At 67.5% G+C, this 18,102-nt stretch carries 17 protein-coding genes and 1 pseudogene; 12 read left to right on the plus strand and 6 right to left on the minus strand.

Going from position 1 to position 18,102, the window contains the following annotated elements; all coding sequences use genetic code 11:
- Positions 1-2 precede the first annotated feature (2 nt).
- From QAD21_RS00225 to QAD21_RS00235, 3 genes are all read right to left on the minus strand, one after another.
- Positions 3-431, minus strand: a complete 429-nt coding sequence (locus tag QAD21_RS00225; RefSeq protein ID WP_280360344.1) for a nitroreductase family deazaflavin-dependent oxidoreductase — start codon at positions 429-431, stop codon at positions 3-5.
- A 344-nt stretch (positions 432-775) separates the two neighbouring features.
- Positions 776-1,282, minus strand: coding sequence for an FBP domain-containing protein (locus QAD21_RS00230; protein WP_280360345.1), 507 nt, complete (start codon positions 1,280-1,282; stop codon positions 776-778).
- Positions 1,283-1,570: 288 nt separating this feature from the next.
- Complete coding sequence (locus QAD21_RS00235; RefSeq protein ID WP_280360346.1) at positions 1,571-2,170, minus strand: NAD(P)H-dependent oxidoreductase; 600 nt, start codon at positions 2,168-2,170, stop codon at positions 1,571-1,573.
- A 132-nt stretch (positions 2,171-2,302) separates the two neighbouring features.
- Between QAD21_RS00235 and QAD21_RS00240 the strand changes: the two genes are divergently transcribed.
- The 7 genes from QAD21_RS00240 to QAD21_RS00270 all read left to right on the plus strand — a co-directional run bounded on the left by QAD21_RS00240 (position 2,303) and on the right by QAD21_RS00270 (position 7,306).
- Positions 2,303-3,055 (plus strand): DUF72 domain-containing protein, encoded by a 753-nt coding sequence (locus QAD21_RS00240; protein WP_280360347.1) that lies wholly within the window; start codon positions 2,303-2,305, stop codon positions 3,053-3,055.
- A 130-nt stretch (positions 3,056-3,185) separates the two neighbouring features.
- The gene (locus QAD21_RS00245; RefSeq protein ID WP_280360348.1) at positions 3,186-3,404 is read left to right on the plus strand and encodes a DUF2510 domain-containing protein; all 219 of its coding nucleotides are present in this window, start codon (positions 3,186-3,188) and stop codon (positions 3,402-3,404) included.
- A gap of 78 nt (positions 3,405-3,482) precedes the next feature.
- Positions 3,483-3,977, plus strand: a complete 495-nt coding sequence (locus QAD21_RS00250; RefSeq protein ID WP_280360349.1) for an Rrf2 family transcriptional regulator — start codon at positions 3,483-3,485, stop codon at positions 3,975-3,977.
- 74 nt (positions 3,978-4,051) lie between these two features.
- Complete coding sequence (locus QAD21_RS00255; RefSeq protein WP_280360350.1) at positions 4,052-5,233, plus strand: FAD-binding oxidoreductase; 1,182 nt, start codon at positions 4,052-4,054, stop codon at positions 5,231-5,233.
- Positions 5,230-5,664: a hypothetical protein gene (locus QAD21_RS00260; RefSeq protein WP_280360351.1), complete on the plus strand. Its 435-nt coding sequence runs from the start codon at positions 5,230-5,232 to the stop codon at positions 5,662-5,664. Before QAD21_RS00255 ends, QAD21_RS00260 begins: the two co-directional genes overlap by 4 nt.
- Before the next feature lie 461 nt (positions 5,665-6,125).
- On the plus strand, positions 6,126-6,380 hold the full coding sequence (locus tag QAD21_RS00265; protein WP_280360352.1) for a hypothetical protein: 255 nt from the start codon (positions 6,126-6,128) through the stop codon (positions 6,378-6,380).
- Between the two features lie 200 nt (positions 6,381-6,580).
- Positions 6,581-7,306, plus strand: coding sequence for a GntR family transcriptional regulator (locus QAD21_RS00270; protein WP_280360353.1), 726 nt, complete (start codon positions 6,581-6,583; stop codon positions 7,304-7,306).
- A 21-nt stretch (positions 7,307-7,327) separates the two neighbouring features.
- Here the strand turns inward: QAD21_RS00270 and QAD21_RS00275 are convergent, their stop codons facing one another.
- The 3 genes from QAD21_RS00275 to QAD21_RS00285 form a co-directional block, all read right to left on the minus strand.
- The gene (locus tag QAD21_RS00275) at positions 7,328-8,539 is read right to left on the minus strand and encodes an amidase (protein WP_280361853.1); all 1,212 of its coding nucleotides are present in this window, start codon (positions 8,537-8,539) and stop codon (positions 7,328-7,330) included.
- Between the two features lie 128 nt (positions 8,540-8,667).
- Entirely contained in the window at positions 8,668-10,488 is a 1,821-nt protein-coding gene (locus QAD21_RS00280) for a hydantoinase B/oxoprolinase family protein (RefSeq protein WP_280360354.1), read from the minus strand.
- Between the two features lies 1 nt (position 10,489).
- Entirely contained in the window at positions 10,490-12,568 is a 2,079-nt protein-coding gene (locus QAD21_RS00285; RefSeq protein WP_101820405.1) for a hydantoinase/oxoprolinase family protein, read from the minus strand.
- Between the two features lie 255 nt (positions 12,569-12,823).
- Between QAD21_RS00285 and QAD21_RS00290 the strand changes: the two genes are divergently transcribed.
- From QAD21_RS00290 to QAD21_RS00315, 5 genes and pseudogenes are all read left to right on the plus strand, one after another.
- On the plus strand, positions 12,824-13,378 hold the full coding sequence (locus QAD21_RS00290; RefSeq protein WP_065632054.1) for a MaoC family dehydratase: 555 nt from the start codon (positions 12,824-12,826) through the stop codon (positions 13,376-13,378).
- A pseudogene (locus QAD21_RS00295) lies at positions 13,375-14,617 on the plus strand (CoA transferase). The gene QAD21_RS00290 and the pseudogene QAD21_RS00295 overlap by 4 nt, the downstream one beginning before the upstream one ends.
- Complete coding sequence (locus tag QAD21_RS00305; protein WP_101820403.1) at positions 14,614-15,999, plus strand: MmgE/PrpD family protein; 1,386 nt, start codon at positions 14,614-14,616, stop codon at positions 15,997-15,999. The pseudogene QAD21_RS00295 and the gene QAD21_RS00305 overlap by 4 nt, the downstream one beginning before the upstream one ends.
- Positions 16,000-16,073: 74 nt before the next feature.
- Positions 16,074-17,237, plus strand: coding sequence for an acyl-CoA dehydrogenase family protein (locus tag QAD21_RS00310; RefSeq protein ID WP_004020855.1), 1,164 nt, complete (start codon positions 16,074-16,076; stop codon positions 17,235-17,237).
- Positions 17,234-18,073: a CoA ester lyase gene (locus QAD21_RS00315; RefSeq protein ID WP_280360357.1), complete on the plus strand. Its 840-nt coding sequence runs from the start codon at positions 17,234-17,236 to the stop codon at positions 18,071-18,073. Before QAD21_RS00310 ends, QAD21_RS00315 begins: the two co-directional genes overlap by 4 nt.
- The last annotated feature ends 29 nt before the right edge of the window (positions 18,074-18,102 follow it).

Below are 18,102 nucleotides of genomic sequence, written 5' to 3' on the forward strand. Positions count from 1 at the left end.
AGTTACCGCGGCGTCAGCTCCACGATGGCGAGCGGGCGCGTCGTCTTCTTCTGATAGCCGGCGTAGCGACCCTTGTTGACTTCGTCGACGAGAACGAAGCGTCGGGCGTACTCCGGGTCGTCGGGGTAGGTCGCCTTCGCGATGACCTGAATCCGACGACGACCCACCTGGACTTCGACGTTGGGGTGCGCCTTGAGGTTGGCGAGCCACCCCGGTGGTCGCGGCGATCCGCCGTTCGACGCGACCACCAGGTAGGCCTCACCGTCGCGCGCATAGGTGAGCGCGTTGCACCTGGCCTCGCCGGTCCGGCGGCCGATCGTGCGCAGCAGCAGCGTGGGATTGCCCATCAGCAACCGATGGCCGACGAGTCCGCCGGAATGCTCGTAGAGCCATTGGTGGGTCTGCAGTGCTCGGATGAACAGCGACGTCATGGGTTCACTATCTCGGATGTCGAGCCCCAGAGGGGACCCTTCGAGGCTCGTCGCTTGCGCTCCTCGCACCTCAGGGAGCATAGGGCTCGTCGACCTCGACGCGCTCCTTCGTCGCTTGCTCGGCCCGGCGGCTTGCGCTCCTCGCGCCGCGGTAACTGCGGCCCGCCGGCCGTAGTCAGGCCACCGGCCGCCGGGCCACACACCCACACCCACGCCCACACCCATCACAGGACCCCCTTGACACAAACCCTCATAGGCTGCTCAGGGAGCAGAAGTAGACGCGCCCTCCGGAAGCTCCGGGCGCTCCTCAGCTCAGGGAGCAGGGGGCAGGTCGTTCTCTCGGATCAGGGAGCAGAGGGGCTGTCGCCGCTCGCCACCCGCTTTGCGAAGCCGGCCAGGTGGCTCCGCAATGCCTGAATGCGCTGTTGCCGAACGGTTTCGATGTCGTCGGTGGCGAAGATGGCCGACGGCTTGGCGCGGACGTTCGCCGAACACTCGAAGTTCGAGCAGATCAACGTCCCGACCGTGTTGCCCTTGCGTCCCGCGGCGCCGGCGAGTTTCGCACTGAAGAAGGCGACCTCGTTGGGTAGATGCACGTCCTCGCAGAACGAGCACAGCGGACGGTTGCGCGGCTGTCGGCCACCGAGTCGGAGCATGATTCCGACGACATCGTCGTCGGTCGGGATGACCACGTATCCGACCATCGGTAGTTTCGGGTCGCGCCAGCCGACGAAATCGAGTCGCTCCCAGTCGAAGTCGTCGAAGTCGGGTGGAAGGGTCACGCTCTTGCGTTCGCGCAGCGAGGCGTTGACGAACGACGAACGGATCTGGGTTTCGGTCAAAGAATGCATGAGTGGATACACCTCAGGTGTCGGAGGAGGAAGAAGAGTGCACGATTCGACCGGCGCGGTCCACCACTGCGGGGACGCGCGCCGATCGGAGCGGGCTACTCAACCGTCGGCGCGCACGACGCCGACGACCTCCTCACGCCCGGAGGGCGACACACTGACAGACACGAGCACCGATGGTGAACCGCCGAACCTTCGCTGTCAACTCGATTACGGCGACCGCGCGCTCACAAGATCCGTCCCCGCCCGATCCAAACGGCTGAGCGGGAACGGATCTCGTGACGACGACTATCAGGCAGCGAGGAGGCCTGCGATCCGCACCACCCGCTGCGCCATGTGTTCGAGCGCGGCCTTTGTCGCGTTGTCGAGCTCGTTCTTGTTCTCCGGACCCGTGACATGGGAGACGCCGTACGGGTTGCCGTCGGCGAACTTCAGTCCGTCGGTGTACCCGGGCGGGACGAGGATGCCGCCGAAGTGCATCAGCGATGTGTAGAGACCGGCGAGGGTGGTCTCTTGCCCGCCGTGGGCGGTGTTGCTGGAGGTGTAGGCGGCGTAGGCCTTGTCGGCCAGCTTGCCCTCGGCCCACAGTCCCCCGAGGGAGTCGATGTAAGTCTGGAACGGCGACGCAGTGCTGCCGAACCGCGTCGGGCTCCCGAAGATGACGCCGTCCGCCCAGACGATGTCGTCGCCGGTCGCGGCGGGTAGGTCCTTGGTGGCCTCGTAGTTGGCCGACCAGGCCGGGTTCTCGGCGAACGTCTGCGGGTCCCGGGTTTCGGCGATGTGGCGGACTCGGACCTCGGCACCGGCGTATTCAGCGGCATCCGACAGCACCCGTGCCATCGCAGTGCCGTGTCCGGTGGCCGAGTAGTAGATGATCGCCAGCTTGGTCATGTGTACTCCCGTCTCGGTGATTGGCATGTGCCACCGACGGGTACCCACGAACCGTGAGTCGACACCCACGCGCATACCGGGTACTCGTCGTGGACGGGATTCGTAGCCCCGTCCCGAACGGATAGTTGCGCGATGCTCTTCATCGGCACCTCCGGCTGGCAGTATCGGGACTGGCGTGGCGCGTTCTACCCCGAGAAGCTCCCGCAACGGTTGTGGTTGGACTACTACGCGCAGCGGTTCCCGACCGCCGAGGTCAACAACACCTTTTATCGGCTGCCCGAGAAGAAGGCGTTCGAGAACTGGGCCGAGACCGTCCCCGCCGACTTCCGGATGGCGGCGAAGATGAGCAGGTACCTGACGCACATCAAGCGGTTGAAAGAGCCGGCCGAGCCGGTCCAGCGCTTCCTTGATCGCTCGGCGGGTCTCGACGGACGGTTGGGACCGGTGCTGCTGCAGCTGCCACCCAACCTCCGCGCCGCACCCGACGCGCTGGACGAGACGCTTTCCTTGTTCCCGAAGACGGTCCAGGTCGCCGTCGAACCCCGGCACGAGTCCTGGTGGGCCGACGAGGTCAGGTCGGTCCTCGAACGGCACAATGCGACGCTCTGCTGGGCCGACCGCAAGAACCGAATACTCAATCCGCTTTGGCGCACAGGCGATTTCGGCTATCTACGGTTGCACGACGGAACGGCGCGACGGCCGATGAGTTACGGAACCCGAGCGATCGACAGCTGGTTGCGCCGTCTGACCGACACGTACGACGACTCCTGCGATGTCTACGTCTACTTCAACAACGACCCAGGGTGCGCCGCGATCGACAACGCGGTCACCATGATTCGTCGCGCGCAGCGGATGGGGCTCGCCGTCAAGACTGTTGAGGCCTGAACCGGCGACTTCGGAGACGGTCGTCCGGCTCGGCGTGGGTCCGTCGTTCGACGGAATCCGAGCAGAGCTTCCGGCGACGCGTGGCGACGCGCCCCGCGCTCTGTACGGTGCGAGCATATCGGTCCTCCTGATGCTGCTCGTCCTGATCGCGCTGCTGGGCGTTCTCGGCGCCGGAATCGCCGGGATCGTCGTGCTCGTATCGCGCAACTCGAAGAGATCGACGGGCGGCGGAGTGCAGGGAGTCGTGGGTGGCTGGTACCCGGACCCGCAGGACCCGGTCGTCGATCGGTATTACGACGGCCAGACCTGGACCGTTCACACCCGGCCACGTATCACCGCCGACGAGTAAGCGGCTCGCCGAGCTGCGTGACCGGCATCACGACTCTTAATTGGGATCCTGAGTGCCAATTTATGGTCTACTTACGGCATGCAGCTGACACGCTTCACCGACATCGGCCTCCGGGTCGTGATGCGGCTGGCGGTCGTGGGTCAACATGATTCTGTCGCAACATCTCTCACCACCAAGGATCTCGCCCGGGAACTCGCTGTCCCGTATACGCATGTCGCCAAGGTCGTCGGCAGGTTGTCCGAGATGGGCGTCGTACATGCCCGACGCGGTCGGACGGGCGGGCTGACGATCACCGAACTCGGCCGGGAGGCCCGTGTCGGGTGGCTGGCGCGTTCGCTCGAGGGCGACGGCGAGGTCGTGGAATGCGAAGGGTCGCAACCCTGCCCGCTGCGCCATGCATGCCGGCTCCGGGGATCCCTCGCCCGCGCGGCCGCGGCCTTTTACGAGAGCCTCGATTCCGAGACGGTCGCCGATCTCGCCCGCGAGCCGACGACTGCGGTGTTGTTGTCGCTGACGCCGCGGCCTGTCCGCGATGAGTCGTCCGCGACGCCGGCTCGACGCCTCGGCTCCTGACCTACTCGGATCGCCTCGATCCGCCCCAGATTTGCTGCGCACCAACCGATGAGCAGATGAACAAAGGAGTTCTCATGCTGTCTGACACTCAACGCGCGACGATCGCCGCCACGCTGCCCGCCGTCGAAGGATCGCTCGCGGAGATCACCCCGCGCTTCTACCAGGGACTCTTCGCGGCGCACCCGGACCTGCTCGACAATCTGTTCAACCGCACTCACCAGAAGTCGGGCGAGCAGCCGCAGGCCCTCGCCGGTTCGATCGCCGCGTTCGCGCGTCTCCAGCTCGAACCAGACATCCGTCGCCAGCGCTTCATCCTCGATCGCATCGCTCACAAGCATGCGTCGCTGGGGGTGACGGCCGAGCAGTATGCCGTTGTGCACGAACACCTTTTCGCGGCGATCGTCGAGGTGCTCGGTGCCGCGGTCACCCCCGAGGTCGCCGACGCCTGGGACCAGCTCTACTGGGACATGGCCGACCTGCTCATCGCGTCCGAGGCGCAGCTGTATGCCGACGCCCAGGTCGATCCCGGGCAGGTCTGGCGAGAGGTGCGAGTGACCGAGCGCGAGCAGGTCTCGCCCGACACGATCGCCCTGACTGTGTCGGCGATCGACGGAAAATTGCCGGGATTCCGCCCCGGGCAGTACATCTCGGTGCAGGTACCGCTCCTCGACGGTGCTCGCCAGATCCGTCAGTACAGTCTCACCGGTTCACCGGCCGAGTCGCGATGGCGGTTCAGTGTCAAACTCGCCGGCGAGGTGTCGGCGCATCTGCACGAGCAGATCTTCGAGGGTGATCTCCTCGATGTCAGCACGCCGTTCGGTGACCTCGTGCTGCCCGACGACGACGCGCCGCTTCTGCTCGCCTCGGCCGGGATCGGCTGCACACCGGTCATCGGCTTGCTCACCGCACTGTCTGAGGTGCGCGACACCCGGCCGGTGACGGTGCTCCATGCCGACCGTTCGCGGGATCGTCAACCGCACCGCGGAATGCTGGCCGCGCTGGTCGATTCACTGCCGTCGGGCCGCTTGATCCAGTGGTACGAGAGCGCGTCGCCTCACGTGGTGTCGGGCACGATCCGGGTCGGACAGATGACGCTCGACGACGTCGACATCGCTCGCGACTCGCACGTCATGCTGTGCGGACCGACCGGATTCCTCTCGACGATGCGCGAGGCATTCCTCGACCACGAGGTGGACGAGGGCCGGATCCACTACGAGACCTTCGGTCCAGAACTGCTGCGCACCGGCACCCGATGAGCACCGCGGCCGCGGTCGTCATCGCGCTGACCTTCGTCTGGCTCGGCATGGTGTTCGCCATCTCGTTCATCGAGGCACCCCTCAAGTTCCGCGCACCCGGGGTGACCCTGCCAATCGGACTCGGCATCGGCCGATTGGTGTTCCGCGCACTGAATGCGGCCGAGATCGTCTGGGCGCTCGGCATTCTGATGGCAATCGTACTGGGCTCGTGGTCGGGTCTTGCCGAGCCGATCGCGGCCGGCGTGGCGATCGCCGCCCTCGCCATCCAGGTGGCGGCCGTACGGCCCGCCCTGACCAAGCGATCCGACGCGGTACTCGCCGGGCACGAGGGACCTCGTAGTCACGCCCACTTCGTGTACGTCGGCTTCGAAGTCGTGAAGGTCGTCGCACTCGTCTGGCTCGGCGTCGCCGTGCTGATCGCGGCGACCTGACCGGTGGCCGCGGGGTGGTGGTCGGCCGGCGCCCACCGAGGAGCGAGCTTGCGAGCGTCGTTCTCTGTTCACTGAATCGAACGAACCACAGCAGGGCGGGCCCGCGACCGGCAGACTTCAACTCGACCGATGGACTTCGATCGAGGTCTAGAGGTCGAGTTGAAGTCTGTCGGTCACGGAATGGGGCATCGGGGCGGGTCTTCTGTGGACTACGAAAGAACACTCGTGAGCGTCCGCATTCTCCGTCCCTGAGGCGCGAGCGAAGCGAGCCACAGACGGGCGTTGCAAGGTGTCTCACCGCGCCCTTCGTGGCTCGTCGCTTGCGCTCCTCGCACCTCAGGGACCAGTAGGTATGTGGGACCTTCGGATTAGGGGGCAGGGAGTGGCGCTTCGCAAGCTCCGGGATTGTCGTACCCACGGCATAGCGTGTAGCCGGGAATCACGCCGACGAGGGGACTTCGATGCCGAGCAGGATCGCCGCACTGAGAAACCACGACGCCGCCACACTCACCGGTTACCTCGAGGTGTGTGACGACCAATGGGGGCACTGGCAGAGCAGGGCCAACGGGGCCCGGCTGGCGGGCGCCGATCCTCGGACCATCCGGTTCTACGACGATGAGGCCGCTTACTGGAGTCGCTTCGCCGAGATGCTCCGCGTCGCGATCGTCGAGGTCGAGGCGTCGAATGGTCGTGCCACGGGACGACGAACGGCGTGACGCGCCTACGTTGGCGGGCCCGCTGCCAGACGAAGCCCACACCTGACAGACCGAGTCGCTGCCAGACGTTGTCCAGGTCTGTTGGCGCGAGGTGAGGCGGTCGGCCGCCAGCCGACGCACCGAAAACCGTTGCCGCAGCACGGTCTTTACGTCCTCGATCTGGTAAGTTGGGTCACACCCTCCCACGATCGGAAGATGTTGTGACGGAAGCGAATAAGTCGGCCCGGCGACCGGCGTACCAGGTCGTGGCCGATGCGCTCCGGGTGCGCATCCTGGCGGGAGAACTGACCCCCGGTACGCGGTTGCCACCCGACACCGAGTTGCGGGCCGAGTTCGGCGTGGGACAGAGCACCGTCCGCGAGGCCATCCGCTCGCTCGCCAGCGAGAACCTGGTCCACACCACGCGCGGCGTCACCGGCGGGACGTTCGTCGCCACCCCCGACATCGGCCAGCTGAGCGCTCACCTCGAAGCCGGGGTCACCCTGCTCGCGGCGGCCGAGGGGGTCACCGTCGACCAACTGATGGAGGTCCGGCAGCTCACCGAGGTGCCCGCCGCGGGAGTCGCGGCATACCGGCACACGGACGTACATCTGGAAGAGTTGCGCGCCACCATCTTCGACCCGACCGGTGAGATCGGTCCCGAGGTGTACGCCAACAACCAGGAGTTCCACCGCGTGCTGCTCCGGGCGGCGGACAACCCGCTGCTCGACCTGATCACCGTGCCCGTCTTCCGTGTCATCGGCAGCCGGTTCAGCCGGGACGCGGCCCCGGAGGACTTCTGGAAGTGTGTCGACGAGGATCACCGCGCCATCCTCGACGCGGTCGAGAAGCGGGACTCCATGACCGCGATGACCCTCATGCGACGCCACCTCGACCATCTCGGTGACGTCTACAAGCAGATGGACCTGCTCAGACGCCAGGGCTGAGCAGGCCCACCCCGCTCGAGCTCATCCCACACCGACCCGCACCGGCGGGAGTCGACGATGCCAGTCGGTGCGCGCCTGGAACTGCTCGGCGAGAGCAAACAGTGTTCCCTCGCCACCTCGTACCGCGGTCAACTGCGCCCCGATGGGCATGCCGGACGGGTGTGTACCCACCGGCAGGGCGAGCGTCGGGCCGTCGTGCAACGACCACGGATAGGTCAGCTGCCCCATCCGACGCGCCTGAGCCACAACGGCATCGCTGCCACCGAGCAGGGGGACGTCTCCCGGCATGGCCGGGGTGAGAACCACATCGACCTCGCCGAAGAGCTCGGCAGTACCGGCACGGAACACATCACGCTGTCGCCGAGCAGCCACGACCTGATCGTCGGAGATGTTCAGCCCGAGCCGGATTCGTTCCCGGGTCGCCGCCTTGAACCGGCTCGGCTCGTCCCGCAACCGCTCGGCGTGGATCTTCGCCAGATCCGAATAGATGAGGGTGTACACGACGTCCTGCGCGGTCTCGCTGTGGCGCACCGGGACGTTCTCGACGCTGTGGCCGAGTTCGCGAAGCAGGTCCGCGACACCGACCACGGCATCGCGTACGGCCGGGTCCACGTCGTCGGTGACGAACGGCCAGGGCAGCGCGATCCGCAACGACCCGCTCCGGAACGGTGTCGAGTCGGCGCCCGCGAGCACCGCGAACGTCTCCCGCACGAGTGCCGCCGATCGGGCCAGCGGGCCGACGGTGTCGAAGTCGGCACTCACCGGGAAGATCCCGGTCATGTCGAGCACGCCGACGGACGGACGCAGGCCGGTCACACCGCAGCACGCGGCAGGCAGCCGGATGGATCCGCCGGTGTCCGTGCCGAGGGACACGTCGACGATTCCCGCCGCCACCGCGACACCGGACCCACCGCTCGATCCACCGGGTACGCGGTCGGCGGCCCAGGGGTTCACCGGCCCACCCGATGCCGAGTTCTGACTGGTCACACCGACGGCGAACTCGGCGAGATTCAGCGTCGAGGTGATGACGGCACCGGCCCTTTTCAAGGCGGTCACGCACGCCGCGTCGGCAGATGCCACCCGGTCGGCGAAGTACTCGGACCCACAGGTGGAGCGCACCCCGCCGACCTCGATGTTGTCCTTCACACCGATCCGCACCCCGGACAGCGGGCCGGACTCAACCCCGGGGTCGACGCCGAGCTCCTCGGGCACCCACGAGATGACCGTGTTCAAATGCTCAGCGAGCAAGACGATTTCGGCAGAGGAACTCCCGCCCGCGCCGGGAGCGGAGCGAGCGGGCGGAATGCCACCGACGCCGGAAGGGCCGGCGACAGAATCACCTGCCCTTCCTGTCGAACTGTTCAGGACGCCACCCGCGACGAGCGCAGCTGCTCGGTGGCCGCTGCGTCGACGGTCCAGTCGTCGGTGTTCACGACGACACCGTAGTCCTGACGCGCCTCGTCCGCGGACAGGTACTCGTCCCACACGTCGGAGAGCACCGCGAACGGATCGCGCAGGAACGGATCGCCGAAGCCACCGCCCGACGGCATCCGGATCTCGAGACGCTCGCCCTCGCGGATGACCTCCTGGGTCACCTTCGAGAACAGCACCTCCTCTTCGGGCGTGCCGGGGTTGCGGACGAACGAACCCGACGCGCCGTCGCCGCCACCGAGCGCGCCCGCGGGCGGGTCGGTGCGGTTGTCGGCCTCGGAACCGAGGAACGTGTCGGTCTGCATGTACCAGGTCCGCACGCTGCCGATGCCGCCGCGCCACTGGCCGGGTGCCGGTGACTCGTCGCGGAGCTCGTAGCGCTCGGCACGCATCGCGTGGTTGAGCTCGAGTTCCTCGATCGGGTTGTTGCGGGTGTTGGCCATCAGGGCGTCGACGGCGTCCATGCCGTCCTTGCCGTTACGGGCGCCGTAGGAACCCTCGTTGATCTCGATGTACACCCAGTACGACTCGCCGTCCTCGGCCAGACCCGAGTACGCGATGGCGCACAGCGCCGCCGACGAACCGGCGATCGCCCGCTCGGGCAGCACCGGTGCCAGCGCCAGATTGATCGAGTCGAAGATGCGGTTGACCTGCGAGAAGCGTGCGAAACACGATGCCGGGAAGTCCGGGTTGAAGATCGTGCCCTCCGGCGCGTAGGCGCGCACCGGACGGAAACACCCGTCGTTCTGCGGGACGAACTCCTCGGTGAGGTACTCGTCGAGCAGGATGGTGCGGATCGCGCTCACCGCCACCGGCAGCACCGAACCCTCGAACGGCACGTTGAACGCCGTCGGCACCTGGTCGTTGGAACCGGTGAGGTCGATGAGGACGTCCTCGTCCTCGACCTGCACGCGCACCGCGACCTTCAGCGGCACACCGCGGTTCTTGCCGTCGTCGTCGAGGTAGCCGATCGGTGCCTCGTAGCTGCCGTTGGGGATCTGGCGGATCCGACTGCGCAGCATCTCTTCCGAGTAGTCCATCCACCGGTCGGCGGCACTCATCACGGTGTCGAGCCCGTGCTTCTCGAGCAGTTCGACGAACCGCTTCTCACCGATGCGCGAGCAGGCGATGAGAGCCTCCAGGTCACCGCGGTTCTGCTCCGGGGTACGCACGTTGTCCAGGATGTGCTGGATCAGCATGTCGTTGCGGACGCCGCCGTCGTAGATCTTCATCGAGTCCATCAGCTTGCCCTCGGCCCAGACGTCGACGACGTCCATGCACAGGCCGGGGAAGTTGCCGCCGATGTCGGAGACGTGACCGGTGCAGCCGGCGAACCCGATGTGCTCGCCTTCCCAGAAGATAGGGATGATCACGCCGTAGTCGGGGGAGTGCGCCGCACCGTGATACGGGTGGTTGTGCAGGATCACGTCACCGGGCTTGTAGGTACCGGCGAGCTTGCGGTTCACGCCGCGGATGTACGCGGGGATCGAACCACAGTGCATCGGAGTCGAATCCGACTCGCACAGCTCGCGGCCGTTGACGTCGAAGATGCCGGCGCCGAGGTCCTCGGACTCACGGATGAGGCTCGAGTAGGCCATCCGGTAGAGGACCTGGGCCATCTCCTTGGCCATCGAGTTCAGCGCGCCACCGATGACGCGCAGGGTGATCGGGTCGACCTCGACGGTGTTCCAGGTCCGGTTGGCCTCGGCGGCGAGCGAAACGCCGTCCGTGGGCATCAGAGCTTTCGCCATGTCAGGCGCTCCTCTCGATGATGATGTGGCCCACGGCGTCGACCGTGGCCTTCTGTCCGATGCCGACGATGGTCGTCGAGTCGAACTGCTGGACGATCGCGGGACCGTCGAAGGTGTTGCCCGCCTTGAAGAGTGCGCGGTCGTAGATGGGGGTGTCGACCCATTCCGGATCGGCCGAGTCGTTCTTCCAGAACAGCGCGCGAGTTGTGGCCTTGATCGCCGACGACGCGTCCGCGTCGCCCTTCTCGATCTCGGCGATGCGGATGTGCTCGACCGCGCCCACCCCGGTCACGCGGATGTTGACCAGCTGGACCGGCTTGTCGTCGAAGCGCTGCGAGTACGTACGACCGTGGACCTCGTGGAAGGTGGCCGCGGTCTGCTCGACCCACTCGTCGGTGATGTCGCCGGCAGGTGCGGGCACCCGGAGCTCGTAACCCTGTCCGACATAACGACAGTCGACGCTGCGCTCGAGAGTGATCGCGTCCTCGGCGATACCGTCGGCGCGAAGCTGGGCGACGGCCTGCTCGGACAGCCGGTCCATCTCGCGACGCAGCAACTCCAGATCGGGTTCGGCCGACGAGGTCCACACGGTGGTCGGCACCTCGTAGCGAACATCGGTGGTCAGCAGGCCGACCGCCGAGGTGATCCCGGGGTGGCCGGGCACGATGACACGCGGGATGCCGAGGTGCTCGGCGATCTGCCAGGCGTACAGGGGCCCGGCGCCACCCTCGGCGACGAGCGAGAACTCGCGCGGGTCATAGCCTTTGCGCACCGAGTGCAGCGAGATGGCCTCGGTCATCGAGTGCGCGAGGATCTGGAAGATGCCCATCGCGGCATGCTCGATGTCGGCACCGAGCTTGTCGGCGATGTGGGTCTGGACCGCCTCGGTGGCGAGTTCGGTCTTGACCTCCATGGTTCCCGACAGGAAGCTGTCCTCGCGGAGCCAGCCCATGACGACCATCGCATCGGTGGATGTGGGTTCGGTGCCGCCGCGGTTGTAGCAGGCCGGGCCGGGCATGGCACCGGCGCTGCGCGGTCCGACGCGGAACATGCCGCCCTCGTCGATGCTGGCGATGGATCCGCCGCCGGCACCGATGGTGTCGACCTCGGCCATCGGCACCATCGCGTGGTAGTCGCCGATGCGGGTGTCGAGCAGGTGCTTCATGCGGAGCTTGCCGTCGGGGGCGACGCCGATGTCGGCGGAGGTGCCGCCCACGTCGAGGGTGATGACGCTCGGGTAGCCCGACGCCTTGCCGATGAAGCAGCCGCCGAGGAGTCCGGCGACGACACCGCTGGTCAGGAGCGAGACCGGGACCTCGCTGGCGCTGCGCGACGTGACGAGACCGCCGGCGGAGGTCATCAGGTGGACGTCCTCGCCGACCTGTGCGGCCTTGGCCTTGCCGGCCAGGTTCTCGATGTAGCGGGAGGTCTTGGGGCCGACGAACGCGTTGAGCGCGGTGGTGGAGAAGCGCTCGTACTCGCGGTACTGCGAGGCGACGTCGCTGGACAGCGAGACGAACACGCCGGGGTACTCCTCGGCGATGATGTCCCGGACGCGGTGCTCGTGGGCCGGATTGCGGTAGGCGTGCAGGAAGGCCACCGCGATGGCCTCGACACCGCGCTCGCGGAGCAGGCCCACCTCGCGGCGAACGGCGTCCTCGTCGAGCGGGGTGAGCACGTTTCCGGCCGCGTCCATCCGCTCGGCGACGGTGCGCCGGTTGCGACGGGGCACCAGCTGCCACTTCTGCCACGGCAGATCCTGGTAGTTGGAGTAGTTCAGGGGGCGCTTCTTGCGCGCGATGTGCAGGATGTCCCGGAAGCCGTCGGTGGTGATCATGCCAACGTCACTGCCGTTGTGCTCCAGCACGATGTTGGTGGCCACGGTCGTGCCGTGGAAGAACATCTCGATGTCCGCGACGTCGATGCCCGCGCGTTCGGCGAGCACCCCGATCCCGTCCATCGTGCCGATCGAGGGATCGTGGTTGGTCGACGGCGTCTTGTGCACCGTGACCGTCCCGTCGTCGTCCCACAGGACCAGGTCGGTGAACGTGCCGCCCACATCCACGCCGATTCGCTTCATCGAAACTCGCTTCCTCTGTACATGCCGTCACCCCGACGTCTTCAGCTGTGTCCCCGATGACGGGAGTGATCTGAGCCATAGCTGCGCTCCGGAGCATCATGCAATACATCGGAGGGTTTCGGCAACACCTGCGGCGAAACTCAGGGTATTGCCAGGATGACGAGATCCTTGACGTTCTAAAGATCAGATGTTTATGGTGGTCCGCGTCACGGCTCGTTGTGTGCATTCCACGACGCCGCACCCTGAGGAGGACCATTGACCACCCATCCCGCCACTCTCGGACGCTTCTTCGAGGACTACGTCGTGGGCGACGTCTACCAACACCCGATGGGCCGCACCATCACCGACACCGACAACGCGTGGATCACATGCCTGTCGATGAACACCAACCAGAACCACTTCAACTCCCACCTCGCCGCGACGAATCCCATCACCGACGGCAAGGTCATCGTGAACTCGGGTCTGACCATCGCCCTGGTCCTCGGACTCTCGGTCATCGACATGAGCCAGAACGCGGTCGCGAACCTGCAGTTCACCGACGTCAAACTGGCCCACCCGGTCTACGTCGGCGACACCATCTACGCCGAGAGCATCTGCACCGACCTGCGTCTGTCACAGTCCCGTCCCTACGCGGGGATCGTGTCGATGGTGACCCGCGGGATCAACCAGGACGGCGAGGTCGTCATCTCCTGGAAGCGTTCGGTGATGGTCGCGACCCGCGAGAGCGGCATCGGACAGAACTACTTCCCCGAGGTCAAGGCCCCGTCCCTGACCGAGCTGACCGGAACCACCGAGGGGAGCGTCGGATGAAGCCGCTCGAGGACGTCCGCATCATCGCCATCGAGCAGTACGGCGCCGGCCCGTTCGGCAGCGTCCACCTCGCCGACCTCGGGGCGGACGTGCTGAAGATCGAGGAGCCGCAGTCCGGCGGCGACGTTGGAAGGTATGTCCCCCCGTACAACTCGGGCGAGGATTCGCTGTTCTTCGAGGCCTTCAATCGCAACAAGCGCAGTCTCTCACTGGATCTCGCGACCCCCGGCGGTCGCAAGGTGTTCGAGGACCTCGTCCGGACCAGCGACGCGGTCTACTCCAACCTGCGCGGCGACGTCCCGGCGAAGATCAAGATCACCTACGACGACCTCAAACACCTCAACCCGGCGATCGTCTGCTGCAGCCTGACCGGCTTCGGCATGACCGGTCCGCGCGCCAAACAGCCCGGCTACGACTACATCCTGCAGGGCCTGGCCGGCTGGATGGACCTCACCGGTGATCCGGACGGACCACCCACGAAATCCGGTCTGTCCCTGGTGGATTTCTCCGGCGGATTCGTCGCCGCCCTGAGCTTGATGGCCGGTCTGCACGCCGCGCGCCGCGATGGTGTCGGCGGCGACTGCGACGTCTCGCTGTACGACACCGCGGTCTCCATGCTCACCTACCCGGCCGCATGGCATCTCAATGCCGGTTACCGTCCGGGTCGCACCAAGAACTCGGCGCATCCGTCGCTGGTGCCGTTCCAGGCCTTCGAGGCCACCGACGGTTGGTTCGTCGTCGGCTGCGCCAAGGAGAAGTTCTGGGTGCGCCTCGCCGAGGCCATCGGTCTGGCCGAGCTGCTCGACGATCCGCGGTTCACCGACTTCGCCGCCCGCGGACAGCACAAGGACGAGCTGCTGCCGATCCTGGAGAAGCGATTCGCCGAGTCGACCGTCGACCACTGGGTGTCGCTGCTGACCGACGCCGGGGTTCCCACCGGGCCGATCAACGAACGTCGAGCAGGCGCTCACCGAGGAGCACACGCTCGCACGCGGTCTCATCGCCACCACCGAACACGAGGTGTGGGGTGAGGTCCGGCAGGTGACCTCGCCGGTGCGTTTCGGCACGGACAAGACGGAGTATCGTCGGGCACCGCATCGCAACGAGAACTTCGACGAGGTGATGGGTCTGCTGGGCTACAGCGCGGACAACGTCCTTGGTCTCGTCGACGGCGGCGCCTTCGGCGCGGTCGCCCAGGCTCCCTCCGGTCAGGCCCCCTCCGGTCAGGCCCCATCGTGACCGCCCGCCGACTCGCGAGCTGGGCCGCCGGCCTGAGCATCGACGCCATCCCCGAGACCACCCGCCGCGCCGCACTCCGACACCTGCTCGACGGCATCGGCAACGGGATCGGGGCCCGGCGCCTCGGCCAGGGCGGACCGGGGTTGACGGTGGCTCGCGCGCTCGGCGGTCCCGCCCAGGCCCACCCGCTCGGAGATGCCGAGGCGATCTCGGCCCCCGCGGCGGCGTTCGCCAACGGCGTGCTGATGCATGCGCTCGACTTCGACGACACGCACGCCGGCGCGCTGGTGCACCCGACGACGGTCGTGGCCCCGGCGGTGCTGGCGGTCGCCGAGGAGGTCGACGCGACCGGCGCCGACACCGTCGTCGCGCTGGTGGCCGGGCTCGAGGTCGCGTGCCGTCTCGGCGCGGCCGCGCCCCACGGGTTCCATGCGCGCGGACTGCACGCCACCGCCGTCGTCGGTCCGCTCGCCGGTGCCGTCGCCGCCGGATTGCTGTACGGCGCCGGGACCGATGTGCTCACCAACGCGATCGGCATCGCCGCGTCGTCGTCGGGTGGGCTCCTCGAGTTCCTCGACACCGGCGCGAACACCAAGACCCTGCACCCCGGGAACGCCGGCTTCAGCGGTGTCCTGGCCGCGCGGCTCGCGGTGGCCGGGGCGAGCGGACCCGAGTCGGTGCTCGAAGGCCGCCGCGGTCTGTACCGTGCGCTCGCCGATCGTGACATCGATCCCGACATCATCGTGGCCGACCTCGGAACCCGCTGGGAGAGCGCCAGTATCGGCATCAAGCCGTACCCGAGTTGCCAACTGATGCATGCCGCACTCGACGCGGTCGGCGCCGCACTGGTCACGGCCGGTGAGCAGGGGCGCGAGATCGTGCCGGGGAACATCACGAGCATCGCCGTCGACGTCCACCCGGACAGCGTCGAGATCGTCTGCGGCCCGGGCACCGGTACGCGCAGCCCGCGCAGCGTCTACGACGCCAAGTTCGATCTGCCGTGGAGCGTCGCCGCCCTCGTGCACGACGGTGCCGTCACCGTGGACACCTACGCGGTGGACTCGATCGGGCGCCCCGAGGTCGCGACCACCGCGGGACTCGTCGAGGTCACCACCGTGCCCGATGACCGCCCGGCCGCCGACGCCGCCGGCCGGGCGGTCATCACCTTCGCCGACGGCTCCCGGGTCGTCGGCGAGGTGCCCTGCAGCCGTGGCACTTCGGGCCGGCCGATGGACGACGCCGCCGTGGCCGCGAAGTTCCGTGGGAACAGCGGTGGCGGAGATGCCTCCGATGAGCTCGTCGACGCGGTGTTCGGTCTCCCGAACGCGTCGTCGGTCGTACCGATCACCACCCTCGCGACGACCATCGTCGCCGCCGGCTGACACACACCACGCCCATCTCGCCGTGGGTTTGCCGCCGCGAACCCGTCCGGTCACGCCTGAGAGCAAGGATCACAATGGATTTCAGCTTCAACTCCGAACAGCGCGACTTCCGCGCCGCCCTGCGCCAGCTCGTCGACAAGGAGATCATCCCGGTCGCCAACGAGTGGGAGCGCACCGGCCGGTATCCCACCGAGATCGTCGACCGGTTGCGGGAGATGGGGCTGTTCGGGATCACCACGCCGGAGGAATTCGGCGGACTCGAACTCGACATGGTGTCCTTCACCCTCGTCTACGAGGAGCTCGCGCGCGGTTGGATGGGGATCGCCGGAATCCTCGGCAGTCACAATCTGTCCTGCTGGATGATCGCGCGCCACGGCACCGACGAACAGAAGGCACAGTGGCTCCCGCGCCTGGCAAGTGGTGAGTGCCGCACCGGAATCGGCCTCACCGAGCCGGGGGCCGGAACCGATCTACAGGGCATCAAGACGACCGCCACCAAGGACGGCGACGACTACGTCATCCGCGGCACCAAGACCTGGATCACCAACGCGCGCCACGCGAATGTGCTCCCGGTACTGGTGAAGACCGACCCGTCGGCCACTCCGGCGCACAAGGGCATGAGCATCCTGCTGGTGGACACCACCACGCCCGGCTTCGAGGTCCAGCGGGACATGGGCAAGCTCGGCTACAAGGGCACGGAGTCGTGCGAGATCTTCCTCGACGAGGTGCGCGTCCCGCAGTCGACGCTGCTCGGCGGCGTCGAGGGCCGGGGCATGCAGCAGGCGCTGTCGGGCCTCGAGATCGGTCGGTTGAACATCGCCGGCCGTAGCGTCGGCATCGCGCAGGCGTCGTACGACGCGGCGCTGAACTACTCACGTGAGCGGACGGCATTCGGCAAGCCGATCTCGGACTTCCAGGCCATCCAGCTCAAGCTCGCCGACATCGCCACCCAGCTGCAGGCGGCGCGTCTGATGACGTACTGGGCAGCGGCCAAGGCGGATTCGGGTGCCCGCGTCGACGGCGAGGCCGGGATGGCCAAGTACTTCGCGTCGGAGACCGCGATCACCGCGAGCCTCGAGGCGATGCGCATCCACGGCGGATACGGCTACTCGACCGAGTTCAACGTGGAGCGGTACTACCGTGACGCCCCACTGATGTCGATCGGTGAGGGCACCAACGACATCATGCGGACGGTCATCGCCAAGGCGCTCGTCAACGGCACCGTCACGGTCGGATGACGCAGACGCTGGTCTTCCTGTACGTCCCGGGCGACCGGCCCGAGCGCTTCGACAAGGCGGTCGGGTCGGGGACCGACGCCGTGGTCCTCGACCTGGAGGACGCGGTGCCGTTGTCGGGCAAGGACACCGCACGCATCGCCGTCGGCGCGTGGCTGGAGAACCGCGACCGGGACGGCGTCCCCGTCTGGGTGCGGGTCAACCCCGGAGCCGAACTCCTCGACGACCTCACCATGGCGGTGCGGGCCGGCGCCGACGGCGTCTGGCTGCCCAAGGTCGACGACGCGGCGACGCTCGAGCGGGTGGACACCATGCTGGCCGAGCTCGAGGCCGAGTGGGGACGACCCCGCACACCGGTGTCGCCGCTGATCGAGACCGGGGCCGGACTCTGCAACGCGGCGTCGATCGCGGCCGGACCGCGGGTCGAGTTCGTCCAGATCGGCGAAGTCGATCTCGCCGCCGACCTCGGGGTCACCTCGGTGGTCGGCAACGAACTGCTGTGGGCACGCTCGCAGGTGGTCGCCGCGTCGGCGGCGGCGCGGATCGGTCCACCGCTCGGCGCGGCGTCGCCGGTCATCGACGACCCGGACGGCTTCGCCGACGAGACCCGACGGCTGACCGCCCTCGGGTTCCTCGGGCGCGCCTGCATCCACCCGCGACAGATCGCCCCTGCCCGAGCAGGGATGGCACCGACCGACGCCGAGGTCGCCTCCGCCCGCAACGTCCTGACCGCCTTCGACGCCGCGGGAGGCGCCGCGGCCACCGACAGTGCGGGCCGTCTGATCGACGAGGCGGTCGCGCGGATCGCCCGGCGAACTCTCGCCCGGCAGTCGACGTAGGATCGACAGCGCCGGGGCGGGGCGACCCA

The sequence above is a fragment of the Gordonia sp. SMJS1 genome, assembly GCF_029866425.1.
GTDB lineage: Bacteria > Actinomycetota > Actinomycetes > Mycobacteriales > Mycobacteriaceae > Gordonia > Gordonia hongkongensis.